This window comes from Streptomyces sp. NPDC086989 (assembly GCF_044745505.1).
Lineage (GTDB): Bacteria > Actinomycetota > Actinomycetes > Streptomycetales > Streptomycetaceae > Streptomyces.
The window spans coordinates 14,115-30,105 of record NZ_JBIVAL010000008.1; the positions used below are offsets into that span (position 1 = coordinate 14,115).

The following is a 15,991-nucleotide window of genomic DNA, read 5'->3' on the forward strand; positions in this document are numbered from 1 at the left end:
TCAATAATTGACCACGCTTATGAAGGGCGTGTTTCAGCAGTGCGAAACGTTCCGGGGCCACCCGGCCCACCTTCCGGCATGCGGTACGTTCACCAGCGTGTCTCGTCCCGAACCCACACCCGAAGCGATCGAGGTCGGACGGGTGATACGCGCCTGCCGCAAGCAGCGCGGAGTATCCATGGCCGTACTGGCCACCCGCTCGGGCCTCTCCCAGCCCTTCCTCAGCCAACTCGAACGCGGACTCGCCACGCCCAGCCTCAGCTCCATCTACCGGATCGCCGAGGCCCTGGACGTCACCCCCGGCACCTTCCTCAGGCCGCCGGGCCGCCCCGGTACGGTCAGCCACGAGGCCGACCCGCAGGTGATCCGGGTGGACGAGGGCGCCGGACAGGTCGCGCACGTGCTCATCCCCGGCGGGCGCAGCGGGGTGATGGAGGCGTACGAGCACCACTTCGAGCCGGACCGCGGCGAACGCGGCTGGTTCCAGCATCCCGGCGAGGACTTCCTTTACGTCCTGGAGGGCGAGATCGTCCTGGAGGTCGAGGGCGAGGAGCCGCTGACGCTGCGCGCCGGCCAGAGCGCCCACCACCGCGGCGAACTCCCGCACCGCTGCCGCCTGCCGGGCCCCACGCCCGCGCGCACCCTGCTGGTCATCGCGAACGCCTGAGGGCCCACCAGGGATTACGGGACAGCCCTCAGGTGCGGGGGGCGTCGTCCTCCCGCAGGGCGGTGCGGACGCCGGTGATGACCACGGCGATCAGGCAGAGGGCGATGATCGTCTCGGCCCACAGGAAGGCGAACCAGTCCAGGACGCAGCCGATCGGGGGAGTGCCGGGGGCGGTGTTGCGGAACGCAGCCAGCGCGAACAGGGTGGCGGCCATCCAGGCGAGGGCGGGCCAGACGAGGCCCTGGCTGCGGGTCGTCAGGTACCAGGTCCCGATGAGCACGGCCGCCGCCAGTGCCCACATCACGAGCATCATGAAGACCGCGAAGACGACCAGGCTGCCCGATCGGGACAGCGCCAGTGCCAGAACGGCCTCCTGCCGGTCGGGACCGGGCGTCGCGGCGACCGAGAAGAGGGTGTCGCTGTTGGAGAACAGCATGCGCACGGGCACCTGTTTGCCGCCCAGCAGGGCCCGGAACCCGATGCCGGTCTCGTAGGTGTCGAACGGGTAGTCGCTGACCGATCCGCCCGTGATCGCGACCTGTACGTCTCTGGTCGCGATCCGCTCGTGTGCCTTGAACTCCAGGTCTTCGAGGGTCGCCGCCGAGGTCTGGAGGCTGAGGTCGGCCACCGGGGCGCTCTCCTCCTGCTCGCCGACGGTCCCGAGCGGAACGGCGCGGACCCGCAGCACCAGCTCTCGTGCGGCGGCGTCGACGCGTTGGACGGAGGCCTCCACGTCCACCCGGTCCGGGGCCGTGGACCCGATGGTGTGGACGGTGTCGATCGCCTGCCGTTCGGTGTACTGCAGCCACGACCCCACGGCCACCGCCACCACGATCAGCACCCCGATGGGAAGCAGGACCGGCAGGAGCGAGGCTCCGGAGCGGCGGGGGCGGGGCGGGTTCCAGGGTGGGGCCATGGTGACTCCGACGAGGTGAGGAGGGCGGCCTTCTCCGCAGCGCGGGGCGGTGGCCGCACTGCGATCCTCGTCGACCGGGCCGGTGATCCACCGGATCCCGGGCGGGCGTGTCGGGTGGACCACCATGGACGGGCGGGGGCGGAAGTTGCCGTTGTGATCATGTCACCGGTCCGTGACAGCGCTGTCCTGGAACGAAGACGCCGGTGTCCCCCGGCCAACGGCTCCCGCATAGTGATCAAGACAGCGCCGAGGAGCGGACAGCACCGCTTCGACCGCAACCATCGTGCACCCAAGGGGATTTCATGTCCGGCAACCGTCGCAAGGCCTTCCTCGTCTCCGCGACCCTCGCGTGCGGGGCCCTGCTGATGACGGCATGCCAGGACACGGACGCCACCACATCCGCAGGCACGGGCGCGGGCGCCGCGCACGGTTCTCCGTCCGCCACTGCGACCGGCAACGCGGCCTCCCCGTCCGGCTCGCCGGCCCCGGGCGCCGCCAAGGGGACCAAGGGCGGGGCCGCCAGCTCCGGTGCCGGCTCCGGTGCCGGCACGGGCGACGGCGGGCGGAAGCCGGTCGGGCAGGTCTGCGGCGCCAACGACATCTCCTGGAGCACCAAGTCCGAGACCCAGGGCGGTGGATACATCCTGATCACCGCCAAGGCGAAGCCGGGTGTCACCTGCGTCCTGCCGGGCGCGCTGCCCACCGTGGCGTTCGGTTCCGACGGCACCGAGGCCGGCCCCGCAGAGCAGTCCGCCGGCCAGCAGATCACGCTGAGCGGCAACACCGCCGCCTACGCCGGGGTGAACCCGAAGACCACGGCCGCCAACGGCGGCAAGGAGCTGGACAGCATCATCGTCGCCGTCGGAGACAACGACCCCAACCCGGTCTCCCTGCCCGTCGGCACCATCACCGTCGACAAGCCGGTCGTCACCAACTGGCACACCTCCCCGAAGGACGCCGTCCCCCTCCACTGAGCCGTCCGGGGCTTACGGGGCTTCCGGTGCTTCCGGACGCGCGCCGCCGAGTTGATTGCAGAGGGCACCGACCACACGCGAATCTCGATGTGCAACCGCTAAGGCCGCTGAACGGTCCTCGAAAAAGCCTACGATGTCCGGCATGTCCGGTCTGGTTGCCGTCCCGTACGTACCTCCCCCCGTGGGGCGGCTGCGGTCTGCCGCACGCCTGGTCCTGTGTGCGGCGGTGTCCTGGTACCTGTGCCTGTGGTGGGGCACGACCACGACGCCCGTGCCGGCCGCGCTCCCGGCGGTGCTGATCCTGCGCGAGGACGTGTACGCCTGGCCGCGGCTCGGGTGGGAGCGCCTCGCCGGGGTGGTGGTGGGCGTCCTGCTGAGCACGGTCCTGCTGCACCGGGTGCCGGACTCGGCGTGGTCGTTCCCGCTCGTACTGCTCTGCGGTTGCACCGGCATGTACCTGATGGGGCGGCCCGGCGCCCCCAACCAGCAGGTGCTGATCAGCGCGCTCATGGTGTACGCCACCGCGGTTCCCGGATATCCGCTGGCGCGGCTGGAGGAGAGCCTCGTCGGCGTCGCGGTGGTCGTCCTGCTCGGGCCCTTCGTGTGGCCTCCCGACCCGTACCGGTTCGCCGCTGCGGGGATGGACGCCTACCGGGCCGGCGTACGGGAGCAGCTCGCCGGGATCACCGGTGGGCTGGAGCGGGGCGTACCCGTCGGCGACCTGGCCGAACCGCCGGAACGGGCGCGGCTGTGGCTGCTCCCGCAGGCCTCCCGGGACGCGTTCGACCGGGCGGCGACCGGCCGCCGCCTGCCGCACCGGCGGGGCGGCCGGCCACCGGAGGGGCTCGACGGACGCATGACGCTCGCGGCCCGGACCGCACCGGCCCTGCAGTACTTCACCCAGGAGCTGTACGCACGCGCCCGCGGCGGCAGCTCCGGCGCGCCCCCGGCACCCGGTGTGCACGGCCCGCCCGACCCGGCCCTGTGCGCCCTGGCGCCGCTGGTGCGGGCCACGGCGGACGCCCTGGACGCCGCGCTGCTCGGCACGGACTTCGCGGAGCGCCTCGACCGGGCCCGCGCCCTCGACCTCGCCCACCGTGCGGCTCACCCCGGCCGCGGCGACGTGGTGCTGCGGGCGGGCCTCCACCTGACCCATGAAGCCCTTGCCGACCTCCTCCGAGGCCGCGGAGCCCCGGACCGCCGCCCCCGGGACCCCGGGGGCGGTCCCGCCGCAGATGACCGTCCGGCGCAGCCACCGCCGGTGTGAACGGCGGGGGAGGGCGCCGCCGCCGGGATGCGCAGGACGCGGCGGCGACGGACAGTGGAGGCGGAGCCTTCGGCAGACCAGGAGGACCCGCGTGACGGACGACGCCCCGACACCCCGCCCCTCGGCTTCGCCGTTCATGACGGAGGCGGCCTTCCGTTCGCTGCACGCCGAGCTGTGCCGACGGGCACCCGGCGGCCCGGAGCGCCGACGCGGAACCCTCGCGCACCTGACCCCCGCACGCGTGGCCGCAGCCGCGGCCGAGGTGCGCCACGGGCGGACCGTGTCGCTGGCCGCCCCCATCGAGACGCAGCCGGCTCCGGACGATCCGCAGCCCGCCGTATACCGGCTGACCGCGCCGACCGGGCCGGAGACCGGAACCCCGGGGGTGCACTTCGCCCTCGACCGGTTCGCGATGAACGTGCACGGGGACGCCCACAGCCATCTCGACGCGCTGTGCCACGTCGTGTTCGACGGCGAGCTCCACGGTGGCATCCCGGAGAGCCGCCTGGCGGCGGGCGGCGCCCACGGAGTCACCCTCGACCTGGTGCGCGAGGGGATCGTCGGTTCCGGGGTCCTGGTGGACATCCCGCTGCTGCGCGGGGTCCCCTGGCTCGAACCCGGTGACTTCGTGAGTGCCGACGACCTCACGGCGGCCGAGGAGGCCCAGGGCGTCCGGATCGGGCCCGGTGACCTGCTGCTCGTACGGGTCGGACACCGCCGCCGGCGCAGGGAGACCGGCGCGTGGGACGCGGCGCACGCCCGGGCGGGCCTGCATCCGGCGTGCATGCGGTTGCTGGCCGAGCGGCAGGTCGCGGTCCTCGGCTCTGACGGCAACAACGACACGGCCCCGAGCCCGGTGCCCGGCATCCCCTTCCCCGTGCACGTCCTCGCGCTGCACGCCCTGGGCATGCACCTGATGGACTACCTGGACCTGGACGAGCTGGCCCGCGCGTGCGCGGAGCTCGGGCGCCGGCGGTTCCTGTGCACGGTGGCACCGCTCCGGCTGCCGGGGGCCACCGGTTCCCCGGTGAACCCGATCGCCGTTCTGTGACATGTGCCCTCACGACGGCACGTGCCGAGCGTCCCCGGGTGCCGCTCCTGCGGGTGACGTATACGTTCGAAGGGGGGCCCTGCCGCGACCCGAGGACGACCCGAGGACGGTGATCCGGGTGAACGACGCTCCGCACTACGACGTCATCGTCATCGGAACGGGGGCGGGGGGCGGCACACTGGCCCACCGGCTCGCCCCGTCCGGAAAACGCGTGCTGATCCTCGAACGAGGCGGCTTCCTCCCGCGCGAGCGCGACAACTGGGACTCCACGGCCGTGTTCGTCAAAGGCAAGTACCGCGCACCCGAGTTCTGGTTCGACCGGCACGGCCGCGAGTTCCCGCCCGAGGTCAACTACTACGTCGGCGGCAACACCAAGTTCTACGGCGCGGCGCTGTTCCGGCTGCGCCCGGAGGACTTCGGGGAGCTGCGCCACCACGACGGGATCTCTCCGGCCTGGCCCATCCGTTACGAGGACCTGGAGCCGTACTACACCCAGGCGGAGCACCTCTACCGCGTCCACGGAAGGCACGGCGAGGACCCGTCCGAAGGCCCGGTGAGCGCCCAGTACGCCCATCCGCCCGTGGAACACGAGCCGCGGATCCAGCAGTTGAGCGACGACCTGGAGAAGCAGGGCCTGCACCCGTTCCACCTGCCCATCGGAGTCGACCTGGACCAGGACGGGGCCGGCCGCGCGCTCCCGTCCAGCGTGTGCATCCGCTGCAACCGGGTCGACGGCTTCCCGTGCCTGGTGCGCGGCAAGTCGGACGCCCAGGTGATCTGCGTGGAACCCGCGCTGCAGCACCCGGGAGTCGAGCTGGTCACCCACGCCCACGTGCTGCGGCTCGAAACCGATCCGACGGGACGCACGGTCAGCTCGGTCGTCGCCCGCCTGGACGGCGGCGAGGAGGCCCGGTACTCGGCCGACCTGGTCGTCGTGGCCTGCGGAGCGGTCAACTCGGCGGCGCTGCTGCTCGCTTCGGCGAACGACCGTCATCCGCAGGGCCTCGCGAACAGTTCGGACGTCGTCGGACGGTTCTACATGCGCCACAACAACCTGGCCCTGATGGCCGTGTCCCGGGAACCGAACGACACGCAGTTCCAGAAGACCCTCGCCCTGCACGACTGGTACCTGGGCGCGGACGACTGGGACTACCCCCTCGGCGGGATCCAGATGCTCGGCAAGTCGGACGCCGAGCAGATCCACGGCGAGGCCCCGCGCTGGGCCGGAGCGGTGACCCCCGACATGCCCTTCGAGGTCATGGCCCACCATGCGGTGGACTTCTGGCTGTGCGGCGAGGACCTCCCGCTGCCCGACAACCGCGTCACCCTCGACGGTGACGGCCGCATCCACCTCGCGCTGGACGAGACCCACAACACGGCCGGGCTGAAGCGGTTGCGGCACAAGCTCCAGAGCATGCTGGGGCGCCTCGGCATGCACGAGCACCACCTGCTGGACCACAGCCTCTACCTGCACAAGGGCATGCCCATCGGCGCCACCGCGCACCAGGCAGGCACCGTACGGTTCGGCACCGACCCGGCCGCATCGGCCCTGGACCTGAACTGCAAGGCGCACGACCTGGACAACCTGTACGTCGTCGACACGAGCTTCTTCCCGAGCATCGGCGCGGTCAACCCGTCCCTGACGGCCATCGCGAACGCCCTGAGGGTCGGCGACCACCTCCTCCAGCGGTTGGGCTGACGCGCCGCGCGAGAACCGCCGACCGGGCGAAGATCCTGGTCCGGGTGGCGCAACGCGCATCGCGGCGGGCCGCCGCGGCCCCGGACGCAATGGTTGGGTGACGCCGGACCCGCCAGGGCGCCGCCACCCGGGCTGCGCGGAATGGCGTGCGGAGGAGGCAGTCCGTCGTGAGTTCCACCGAGGGCGTACCGCAGGGTGTGATCCCCGCGCACTTGCTCCGGGGCCAGAAGGCACTGGTGACGGGTGCGAACTCCGGAATCGGCAAGGCCACGGCCATCGGCATGGGCCGGGCCGGGGCGGACGTGGTCGTGAACTACGTGGCCGGACGTGAGGAGGCCGAGAAGGTCGTCGAGGAGATCGCCTCCTTCGGGGTGCGCGCTGCGGCGTACGAGGCGGACGTGTCCGACGAGGGCCAGGTCGTCGCCATGATGGACCGCATGGTCGAGGAGTTCGGGACCATCGACATCCTCGTCGCCAACGCCGGACTCCAACGGGACGCCGCCTTCACCGAGATGACCCTCGCCCAGTGGCAGAAGGTCATCGACGTCAACCTGACCGGCCAGTTCCTGTGCGCCCGGGAGGCGACGAAGGAGTTCCTGCGGCGCGGGGTCGTCCCGGACGTCTCCGCCTCCGCCGGCAAGATCATCTGCATGAGCTCGGTGCACCAGATCATCCCCTGGGCCGGGCACGTGAACTACGCCTCCTCCAAGGGCGGGGTGCAGATGATGATGGAGACCCTGGCCCAGGAGCTCGCCCCGCAGAAGATCCGGGTCAACGCGATCGCCCCCGGCGCGATCCGGACGCCCATCAACCGCAGTGCCTGGGACACCGAGCAGGCCGAACGGGACCTGCTGAAACTGATCCCGTACGGCCGGGTCGGTGAACCGCAGGACATCGCCCACGCGGCCGTCGGCCTCGCCTCCGACCTCATGGACTACGTCGTCGGCGCCACGCTCTACGTGGACGGCGGAATGACCCTCTTCCCGGGCTTCGCCACCGGCGGCTGACCTCCACCCGCGTCGGCCCCGGGGAGGGACGCATGCACACCACGCTCCACCTGCTGGCCGAGGCGCCGCCGCCTCAGATGCTGCCGGCCCGGTCGCTCATGGCCTTCACCCTCGCCTCGCACATCATCCTGGTTCCCCTGGGCGTGGCGCTGCCGCTGATCACCCTGATCATGCACGGCTACGGGCTGCGGCGCGGCGACGCGACCGCCCTGCTGCTGGCACGCCGCTGGTCGGCGGTGATGGCGGTGCAGTTCGCGATCGGCGTCGTCACGGGCACCGTCCTGTCCTTCGAGTTCGGCCTGCTGTGGCCGGGCATGATGGGGCGTTGGGGCGACGTGTTCGGGATCGGCTTCGGCGTCGAGGCGTGGGCCTTCTTCCTGGAGGCCGTCCTCATCGCCATCTACCTGTACGGCTGGCGCCGGCTGCCCGCCCGTACCCACTTCCTGCTCGGAATTCCCCTGCCCGTGACGGCCCTGCTGGGCGCCTTCGGCATCCTGGCGGCCAACTCCTGGATGAACACCCCGCAGGGCTTCTCCCTGGACTCCGCGGGCAACCCGGTCGACGTGGACGTCTGGAAGGCGATCTTCACGCCGATGTTCGGGCCGCAGTACTGGCACTTCGTCGTGGCCATGCTGCTCACCGCCGGATACGTCGTGGCCGGCGTCTACGCCGTCGGCTGGCTGCGCGGCCGCCGCGACCGCTACCACCGGCTCGGCTTCACCGTTCCGTTCACGGTCGCGGCGGTGTTCACCCCCGTCCAGTTCGTGCTGGGCGACGCCATCGCCCGGGCGGTGTTCCGCAAGCAGCCGGTGAAGTTCGCGGCGACGGAGATCGTCTGGAAGACCGACACACACGTCCCGGAATACCTCTTCGGCCGCCTCCACCCCGACGGGACCATCTCCGGCGGCATCAGGATCCCGCAACTCGACTCCATCCTGGCCGGCTTCAGCCCCGAGACGCAGGTGCGCGGACTGTCGTCCGTCGCGGCGGACGACCGGCCCAACGCGACCCAGGCCACCATCGCCCACTGGGCCTTCGACATCATGGTCGGCATCGGCTCGGTGCTCGCGCTGCTCGCCGTCTGGTACGCGTTCGTCTGGATGCGGCGCCGCCGGCTGCCCGCCTCGCCCTGGTTCTACCGCAGTGCCGCCTGCGCCGGAGTGGCCAGCGTCGTCGCCGTCGAATGCGGCTGGATCACCACAGAGGTGGGCCGCCAGCCCTGGATCGTCTACGGGAACATGCGGGTCGCCGAGGCCGTGACCGCGGCCCGCGCCACCTCCCTGTGGACCATGTTCGCACTGGTCGTCGTCGTGTACGTCTTCATCTTCGGCTCGTTCCTGGCCGTGCTCCTGAAGATGCGCACCCGATGGCGCCTGGACGACGAACGAAGCGCTGCGGCAGGCACGATGGAGACACCGGAGACCGACACCCCCTACGGCCCCCGCTCCGCCGTCCCGGCCGTCGACGCCCCGGCTGCCGGGCGCGGCGGCGGTCCGGCACCGACCGAGGACGGCGCGCCGTGACCGCCGCCGGGCTGGTCGCCGCCGTACTGTTCCTCGCGGTGGCCGCCTACACCTGCGCCGGCGGCACCGACTACGGAGCGGGCTTCTGGGACCTGACCGCTGGCGGCGCGGAACGGGGCAGGCGCCCCCGGTGGCTCATCGACCACGCCATGGCCCCCGTCTGGGAGGTCAACAACGTCTGGCTCATCTTCGTCCTGGTCATCATGTGGACCGGGTTCCCGGTGTTCTTCCAGGCCGTGTTCTCCTCGATGTGGCTGCCGCTGGCCCTGGCCGCCATCGGCATCGTGCTGCGCGGCGCCGGGTTCGCCCTGCGCAAACCGACCCGCAGGATCGCCGGGCGGCGCCTCTACGGCGCCGTGTTCGCGGTCTCCTCGCTCCTGACCCCGTTCTTCCTCGGTGCCGCCGCCGGCGGGATCGCCTCGGGGCGCGTGGCACCGGGCACCGAGCCGTCGGCGCACGCCTGGTCCAACCCGACCTCCGTCCTCTTCGGCCTGCTGGCCGTCGTCGGCACGGCGATGCTCGGTGCGGTGTTCCTGGCCGCGGACGCCGTCCGCTACGAAGCCCCCGACCTGCACTCCTATTTCCGGCGGCGGGCTCTCGCCGCCCTCGGTGCCTTCGCCCTGCTGGGCGCGGTCACGCTGATCGTCACCCACGAAGACGCCCCCTACCTGTGGCACGGCCTCACCCACGGCGCAGGCCTCGTCTTCGTCATCGTGGCCGTGCTCGCCACCGCCGTCACCGCCTGGCTGCTGCTGCGCACCTCCGGCGCCTGGTCCCGGCCGGCGGCCGTCGTCCTCATGGCCTCCGCCGTGATCGCGTGGGGCATGGCGCAGCGCCCGTACCTCATCCCCGGCAAGCTGACGGTGGCCGAGGCGGCGGGGGCCCCCAGCACCCTGCACTGGCTGATCGTCGTGACCCTCGTGGCAGCGGTCCTGGTCTTCCCCGCCGTGGCCTTCCTGTACCGGCTCGACACCCGCGGTGAACTGGAACCCCTCACCGACACCGACCTGCGGCGGGGAGGTCCCGGTCCGGAGGGCGGCGGCTGACGGGCCCGCGGAGCACTCCCTAGCCGGGCGACGAACCCCGGTTCAGGGCCGCGTCGAGGGTGATCGCCGCATCGATGAGGGCGAGGTGGGTGAACGCCTGCGGGAAGTTGCCGAGCTGGCGTCCGGTCAGGGCGATCTCCTCGGAGTACAGGCCCAGGTGGTTGGCGTACCCCAGCATCTTCTCCAGGACCAGCCGGGCCTGGTCGATCCGTCCGGCGCGGCCGAGTGCGTCCACGTACATGAAGGTGCACAGCGAGAAGGTGCCCTCGGAGCCGCGCAGGCCGTCCGGCGACGCCTCGGGGTTGTAGCGGTACACCAGGCTGTCCGTGACCAGCTCCTGCTCCATCGCGTCGAGGGTCGAGGCCCACATCGGGTCCTGGGGGGTGAGGAAGCCGACGGTGGGCATGCGCAGGAGGGACGAGTCGAGGACGTCGCTGCCGTAGTGCTGGACGAACGCGCCGCGGTCCTCGTTCCATCCCTTCGCCATGACCTGCTCGAAGATCCGGTCCCGCGTGGCGCTCCAGCGCTGTGCCGGTGCGGGGCGGCCGCTGATGTCGGCGAGCCGCAGCGCGCGGTCGAACGCCACCCAGGACATCACCCGACCGTAGGTGAAGTCCTGCGCCCCGCCGCGGGTCTCCCACAGGCCCTCGTCGGCCGTGTCCCAGTGGTCGGCCAGCCACTCCAGCATGTGGATCATGCCGGACCATCCGCGGTACCCGAGATGGATGCCGTGCCGGTGCGCGAAGGCGACGCTGTCCAGCGCCTCGCCGTAGATGTCCATCTGGAGCTGGTTGGCCGCCCCGTTGCCGATGCGGACCGGTGACGAGCGTTCGTAGCCCTCCCAGTGGTCCAGGCTCTCCTCCTTCAGGTCGGAGGAGCCGTCGACCGCGTACATGATGTTCAGCGGCCCGGAATCGCCCTCGCCGCCCGCGCGTTCGTTGATGCGGTCGCCGAGCCACCTGATGAACGCCTTCGCCTCGTCCGTGAACCCCATGCCCAGCAGGGCGTACACGGAGAACGAGGCGTCCCGCACCCACGTGTAGCGGTAGTCCCAGTTGCGCTCGCCGCCGAGCTGCTCGGGCAGGCCGGTGGTGGGGGCGGCGACCACGGCCCCGGTGGGGGCGTAGGTCATCAGCTTCAGGGTCACCGCGGAGCGCTCGACCGCCTCGCGCCAGCGGCCGGTGTAGCGGGACGCGCTCAGCCAGGACCGCCAGAAGCCGATGGTGGCCTGGAAGATCTCCTCGTACTCGGAGAGGCGGATCTGCCGGGGCGGCCCGTCGGCGGCGGACTCCAGGACCAGCCCGCGCTGCTGCCCCGCCTGCAGGCTCAGGGTGAGGCGCAGGTCGCTGTCGCCCCTGAGCATGTGGACCAGCCGCTCGTCGTCCGGTTCCCGGATGGTGTGCAGGGTGAGGCTCATGCCGTCGGAGGTGAACACGGCCCCGTTCTCCGTGGCGTGCATCTCGTGCGACTTGCGTCCGTAGTCGAACCGGGGCGCGATGTCGACTTCGAAGGTCATGCTGCCGCGCACGCAGCGGACCATCCGGACCAGACGGTGCCGGTCGGTGACCGTGGTGCCGGTCAGGGGCATGAAGTCGACCACTTCGCCGGCTCCGGCCTCGGTCATGAAACGGGTCACCAGGACCGCGGTGTCGGGCAGGTACAACTGCTTGGTCGCGTAGGTGGCGTGGACGGGTCTGACCGTGCAGTGGCCGCCCTTGCCCTTGTCGAGCAGGGCTCCGAACACGCTGGGCGAATCGAAGCGCGGACAGCAGAACCAGTCGATCGCTCCGTCGGTCGTCACCAGCGCCGCGGTCTGCAGGTCACCTATCAGACCGTGGTTCTCGATCAGCGGGTACTCGTCCATCAAGGCGTCCCTTCCGGCATGCTCGCCGCCCGGGTGTCTCTCGGCCCCCGGAACCAGCGTATGACGCGCCCGCGACCCCGTCCCGCCGAGTGCGCACCCCGCGTCCGTACGCCGTCGGGACGGCCTCGGGGAACGCGGTCGCCGGCAGGGCGACACGGCTGGGCAGGGCGGTACGGCTACACGGGACCAGGGGTCGAACATGCGCTCGACGTGGCCCGGGCGCGTCCGGCGACCGCCGCCTCGAGGAAGGCCCAGCCGTCCACCTTCGCTTCCCGCCGCTCCTGCGGATCCCACCCGCGGGCCAGTGCCGTGTCGAGCAGGACCCGTACGGTCCCCGGCTCGTGCAGGTTCAGAGCGCCGACGCCGACCGCACCCACCTCTCCCGATCCCGTGGTGAAACCCGAGACGTACCGGCCGGGACCCTCGTCGAAGACGAAACGGAGCATGCCGCCGGTGCCCGACGGGAGGCGGCGCAGCAAGAGGGTCTTGCGGCAGCCGCCGTCCTCCAGCACGCGGTGGCCGTGACGGACGGTCCACAGGTAGGTGAGGCCGTCCGCGACGAGCCGGCGGGCCTTCTTCGGGGAGCGGGGCATGCGGCCGACCCTACGCGGCGCCGCGCGGCGGCCCCACGCGTTCCCCGCCCCGAGAGGCGGTACGTGCGGAGGGGAACTCCCCCCAGGGCTTGCGCGGGCCGTGCCGACGTCCCGGCGCGGTCTTCCGGTCGGGCCGCGGGCCGGGCAGGATTCCCGGTGCACCGGGAGCTCCCGGGCGCCGACCGCGAGACGGAGGCCCGTGTGTCAGCAGGGCACGAGCCAGCGCTGCGCGACGCGTTCTACCGCGACCCCTACCCCGTCTACGCCCGCGCCCGCCGCGCCGAGGGGCTGACGTGGCTACCGGAGGTCGAGGCCTGGCTGGTCGCGCGGGAGGCCGACGTACGGGAAGTCCTGCGGCGCGCGGAGGACTTCTCCTCCGCGAACGCGCTGCTGCCGGACGTCACGCTCTCGGAGGCGGCGCTCGGCGTCCTCCCGCGCGGGTTCGGGCCGCGGCCGACCGTGGTGTCCTCGGACGGCACCGCCCACCACCGCTACCGGGCCCCGTTGAACCGGGGCCTGTCCTCCGGCCGGATCGCGGCACTGATGCCGTACGCGCGCGAGACGGCACGGGAGTTGGTCGACGCCCTCGGCACGGGCGGGTCCGCCGAGCTGGTGGAGGCGTACGCCCGAAGGCTGCCGGGACTGGTCATCGGCAGGCTCATCGGCCTGGATCCGGCCGACGTCCCCGCCGCTGTGTACGGCGGCTACCGCGCGGAGGAGTTGCTCTTCCGCCCCCTGTCACCGCCCGCGCAGGCGGCCGCCGCGGAGGACGTCGTGGCGCTCCAGCACCTGCTGGACGGCTACGTCCGCGACCGCCGGTCCCACCCCCGCGAGGACCTGTGCTCGGACCTCGTAACCGCCTTGGCCCCCGGGGAGGGCGAGTTGACCCTCGAACAGCGTCACGAGCTGGTGGCCAACCTGCAGAACCTGCTGATCGCCGGACTCCTGACGACGAGCGCGCTGCTCTCCACCGCCCTGCTGCACCTGCTCACCGACCGGGAGCAGTGGCTCCTGCTGTGCTCCGACCCGACGCTGATCGGCGCCGCGGTGGAGGAGTGCGCCCGCTTCGACCCGCCCATCCAGGGCTTCCGCAGGGTCACGACCCGGCCCGTGACCCTGGGCGGGACGAAACTGCCGGCCGGGGCCACCGTGCTCGTGGCCTACGCCTCCGCCAACCGCGACGAGCACCGCCACGCGCGGGCCGACCGGTTCGACATCCGCCGGCCCGAGGACCGGCGCCACCTCGCCTTCGGCCACGGGCCGCACAACTGCCCGGGATCCCGCCTGGCACGGGCTCAACTCCGTCTGACACTGGAGCTGTTCTCGCAGACCCTGCCCGGTGTGCGGCTGGACCCGGACCGCCCGCCGCCGTCCATGCGCCCCACCCTCATCCACCGTTCCCCCGAAGCGCTGCACGTGACCTGGTGAGCACCGCGCCGCAGGCGCGCGAGAGGGGCCGGGGCCGGCCGGAGTCGAACCGGCGTCCTCGCGATTTTGGAGACCGCGCGCGTCGACCTCTGCGCTACGGCCCCGACCGGCCCCATCCTAAAGTCCCGCAGCTCCCGGCGGGCGCGGTCAGAACCAGTGCAGGCAGTGCGGGGGGCGCTCGCCGCGGAAGAGGGCATCGGCGAGGGCGACCGCGGCCGGGCGGTGGGCCCGGACGTGCCCGGCCCGTACGAGCGTGCTCGGCCGCGTGCCGCCGAGGTAGACCGAGGCCAGGTCACTGACGTCCAGGGACAGGTCGGGCTCGCGTCCCGTCGGGACGCACTCGGCCCTGCCGTCCCGGACGCTCAGCAGATACCGGCCGTGCTCGCCGAGGAAGGGGTCGTCGACGTCGAGGACGAGCTCGCCGTCCGTGAACCAGCCACGCGAGGCCAGCGCACGCGGCACGTCCAGCAGCCGCACCCACAAGCCGTCGGTGTCATGGCTCACCTGGCCGGCGCGGTAATCCGCCAGCTGCCAGCGCAGCGGGTGTTCGGGCGGGAGGTTCTTGAACACGATCTGCTCGACCAGGTCGTGCCCGAGCACGAATCGGGTCAGGGCCGTCGAGGTGGCGTCGGCGTCGGCGACGCTCTCGTCGACCGTCAGGGTGCGGGACTCGACCGAGTAGCAGGCGTACCCGTCCGGGACGCCGTCGGCGTCCCGGTGGACGGCGACGTAACGCGGTGCCCGGGAGACCGGGGGCTGCCCCGCGCCCAAGGCCCACCACCGGTGCGGCCGGGAGAGCGCGCCCGGCTGTGCTCGGCGGTACCGGTCGTAGACCTCCTCCAGGACCTCGCCGCACGCGGCACGCGGCAGCAGTTCGACCGACCCGGTGTCCGGGCCGTTCCCTCCGGCCGCCCGCGGGTGGACGAGGGCGGCCCGCAGACGCGGCACCGTCAGCCGCTGCGCGTGGGTGGCCGGCCCGTAGCCGAACCTGCGGTAGATCAGGGCCTCGGAGGCCAGCAGGACGGATACGGATTCGCCCCGGGCCCGCAGCTCGCCGAGCTGACGCCGCATCATGGAGCCGAGCACACCCCGGCGCCGGTGTGACGGCAGGACGCCGACCGCGGTCACCCCGGCGACCGGTACGAGGTCACCGTCGGGGAGGGTGAGTTCGAAGGAGTACGCACCACAGGTGCCGACCGGTCTCCCGTCGGCCGTGACGGCGAGCAGGCCGCGGTCCATTTCGAGCGCCGCCCACCAGACTCCGCCGCCGTCGACCGGGGTTTCAGGGAACAGCGCGAAAGCGGCATGGAGGGTGTCGACGAAGACCTCGCGGTCCTGGTCGGTCGTGGAACGGATCTCCATGGCTGTCGCTGCCCTCCGTGGACGCCGGCACCACGCCGTGCGGTGCCAGGCCACCATGCAGCGCCGACCCGTGCCCGGGTCAACCGAATAACCGGTCATCCGCGTGAGCCTTCGTCCCACCGGTCACCGCGTGAGTCTTCGCCCCGGCCGCGTGGAACGGCCCGCCGCACCGGAAAGGGTGGGGCGGGCCGGCGTGACCTCGGCCGCCGAGTGACCGGCTGCCGTCAAGTGACCGGCTGCGTGCTCCCGTCAGGCAGCGCGCAGTAGTAGCCGGCGTAGGGGCGTGCCTGGACCTGCCCGCCGGCGTCCGTGCACTCCTGTCGGGTCATGTTCGGAGAAGTGGCGGCCTGAGCGCTGACGGCACCGATGGCGCCGACGGCGCCCGTGCCCGCAAGGGTTGCCGCGGCCAGGGCGAGGCCGAGCATTCTTCGCATGCGCATGACTTCCTCCTATCAAGGCGCCCCGTTCGGCCTGGGGAGGGGGAGGACACGTCTCAGGCCGACGGGGGCCCTACCTCCAGCATGGGCGATGTGCAGGAGGCCCGCGAGGCGAATCAGCTCCTGCCCGATGACACCCGGTCCCGGGCCCCTCACA

The 15,991-nt window shown here is 72.2% G+C and carries 14 protein-coding genes and 1 tRNA gene; 9 read left to right on the top strand and 6 right to left on the bottom strand.

Features of this window, described 5'->3' with window-relative positions:
* Positions 1-97: 97 nt before the first annotated feature.
* The gene (locus tag ACIPK4_RS20240) at positions 98-667 is read left to right on the top strand and encodes a helix-turn-helix domain-containing protein (protein ID WP_376196195.1); all 570 of its coding nucleotides are present in this window, start codon (positions 98-100) and stop codon (positions 665-667) included.
* Between the two features lie 28 nt (positions 668-695).
* Here ACIPK4_RS20240 and ACIPK4_RS20245 read toward each other — a convergent pair whose 3' ends face one another.
* Complete coding sequence (locus ACIPK4_RS20245; protein WP_402314454.1) at positions 696-1,583, bottom strand: DUF4436 family protein; 888 nt, start codon at positions 1,581-1,583, stop codon at positions 696-698.
* A gap of 302 nt (positions 1,584-1,885) precedes the next feature.
* On the opposite strand from ACIPK4_RS20245, the gene ACIPK4_RS20250 reads away from it, so the two are divergent.
* From ACIPK4_RS20250 to ACIPK4_RS20280, 7 genes are all read left to right on the top strand, one after another.
* Complete coding sequence (locus ACIPK4_RS20250) at positions 1,886-2,557, top strand: DUF4232 domain-containing protein (protein ID WP_402314456.1); 672 nt, start codon at positions 1,886-1,888, stop codon at positions 2,555-2,557.
* 142 nt (positions 2,558-2,699) lie between these two features.
* A complete protein-coding gene (locus ACIPK4_RS20255; protein WP_402314458.1) occupies positions 2,700-3,824 on the top strand; it encodes an FUSC family protein in 1,125 nt (374 codons plus the stop codon).
* Positions 3,825-3,960: 136 nt separating this feature from the next.
* Complete coding sequence (locus ACIPK4_RS20260; RefSeq protein WP_402315181.1) at positions 3,961-4,875, top strand: cyclase family protein; 915 nt, start codon at positions 3,961-3,963, stop codon at positions 4,873-4,875.
* Positions 4,876-4,993: 118 nt separating this feature from the next.
* On the top strand, positions 4,994-6,574 hold the full coding sequence (locus ACIPK4_RS20265; protein ID WP_402314460.1) for a GMC oxidoreductase: 1,581 nt from the start codon (positions 4,994-4,996) through the stop codon (positions 6,572-6,574).
* 212 nt (positions 6,575-6,786) lie between these two features.
* Positions 6,787-7,581 (top strand): SDR family oxidoreductase, encoded by a 795-nt coding sequence (locus tag ACIPK4_RS20270; RefSeq protein WP_054225430.1) that lies wholly within the window; start codon positions 6,787-6,789, stop codon positions 7,579-7,581.
* A gap of 32 nt (positions 7,582-7,613) precedes the next feature.
* Positions 7,614-9,104, top strand: coding sequence for a cytochrome ubiquinol oxidase subunit I (locus ACIPK4_RS20275; protein WP_402314462.1), 1,491 nt, complete (start codon positions 7,614-7,616; stop codon positions 9,102-9,104).
* Positions 9,101-10,150 carry a cytochrome d ubiquinol oxidase subunit II gene (locus tag ACIPK4_RS20280; protein WP_402314464.1) on the top strand — a complete coding sequence of 350 codons (1,050 nt, stop codon included), beginning with the start codon at positions 9,101-9,103 and terminating at the stop codon, positions 10,148-10,150. Before ACIPK4_RS20275 ends, ACIPK4_RS20280 begins: the two co-directional genes overlap by 4 nt.
* A gap of 19 nt (positions 10,151-10,169) precedes the next feature.
* On the opposite strand, the gene ACIPK4_RS20285 is transcribed toward ACIPK4_RS20280, so the two are convergent.
* Both ACIPK4_RS20285 and ACIPK4_RS20290 read right to left on the bottom strand, forming a co-directional pair.
* Complete coding sequence (locus ACIPK4_RS20285; RefSeq protein ID WP_402314466.1) at positions 10,170-12,014, bottom strand: glycoside hydrolase family 15 protein; 1,845 nt, start codon at positions 12,012-12,014, stop codon at positions 10,170-10,172.
* 176 nt (positions 12,015-12,190) lie between these two features.
* A complete protein-coding gene (locus ACIPK4_RS20290; RefSeq protein WP_402314468.1) occupies positions 12,191-12,607 on the bottom strand; it encodes a hypothetical protein in 417 nt (138 codons plus the stop codon).
* Positions 12,608-12,808: 201 nt separating this feature from the next.
* Here ACIPK4_RS20290 and ACIPK4_RS20295 point away from each other — a divergent pair, with 201 nt between their 5' ends.
* Entirely contained in the window at positions 12,809-14,035 is a 1,227-nt protein-coding gene (locus tag ACIPK4_RS20295) for a cytochrome P450 (RefSeq protein ID WP_402314470.1), read from the top strand.
* A 29-nt stretch (positions 14,036-14,064) separates the two neighbouring features.
* Here the strand turns inward: ACIPK4_RS20295 and ACIPK4_RS20300 are convergent.
* The 3 genes from ACIPK4_RS20300 to ACIPK4_RS20310 form a co-directional block, all read right to left on the bottom strand.
* Positions 14,065-14,139, bottom strand: a tRNA-Trp gene (locus tag ACIPK4_RS20300).
* 43 nt (positions 14,140-14,182) lie between these two features.
* A complete protein-coding gene (locus tag ACIPK4_RS20305) occupies positions 14,183-15,397 on the bottom strand; it encodes a GNAT family N-acetyltransferase (protein ID WP_402314472.1) in 1,215 nt (404 codons plus the stop codon).
* Positions 15,398-15,621: 224 nt separating this feature from the next.
* Positions 15,622-15,837, bottom strand: coding sequence for a hypothetical protein (locus ACIPK4_RS20310; RefSeq protein ID WP_402314474.1), 216 nt, complete (start codon positions 15,835-15,837; stop codon positions 15,622-15,624).
* Positions 15,838-15,991 lie beyond the last annotated feature (154 nt).

Excerpts from the sequence above, each read along its gene's own strand:
- ACIPK4_RS20245 (WP_402314454.1), bottom strand. The coding sequence starts at position 1,583 with ATGGCCCCACCCTGGAACCCGCCCCGCCCCCGCCGCTCCGGAGCCTCG.
- ACIPK4_RS20250 (WP_402314456.1), top strand. The coding sequence starts at position 1,886 with ATGTCCGGCAACCGTCGCAAGGCCTTCCTCGTCTCCGCGACCCTCGCG.
- ACIPK4_RS20255 (WP_402314458.1), top strand. The coding sequence starts at position 2,700 with ATGTCCGGTCTGGTTGCCGTCCCGTACGTACCTCCCCCCGTGGGGCGG.
- ACIPK4_RS20260 (WP_402315181.1), top strand. The coding sequence starts at position 3,961 with ATGACGGAGGCGGCCTTCCGTTCGCTGCACGCCGAGCTGTGCCGACGG.
- ACIPK4_RS20275 (WP_402314462.1), top strand. The coding sequence starts at position 7,614 with ATGCACACCACGCTCCACCTGCTGGCCGAGGCGCCGCCGCCTCAGATG.
- ACIPK4_RS20285 (WP_402314466.1), bottom strand. The coding sequence starts at position 12,014 with ATGGACGAGTACCCGCTGATCGAGAACCACGGTCTGATAGGTGACCTG.
- ACIPK4_RS20290 (WP_402314468.1), bottom strand. The coding sequence starts at position 12,607 with ATGCCCCGCTCCCCGAAGAAGGCCCGCCGGCTCGTCGCGGACGGCCTC.
- ACIPK4_RS20305 (WP_402314472.1), bottom strand. The coding sequence starts at position 15,397 with ATGGAGATCCGTTCCACGACCGACCAGGACCGCGAGGTCTTCGTCGAC.
- ACIPK4_RS20310 (WP_402314474.1), bottom strand. The coding sequence starts at position 15,837 with ATGCGCATGCGAAGAATGCTCGGCCTCGCCCTGGCCGCGGCAACCCTT.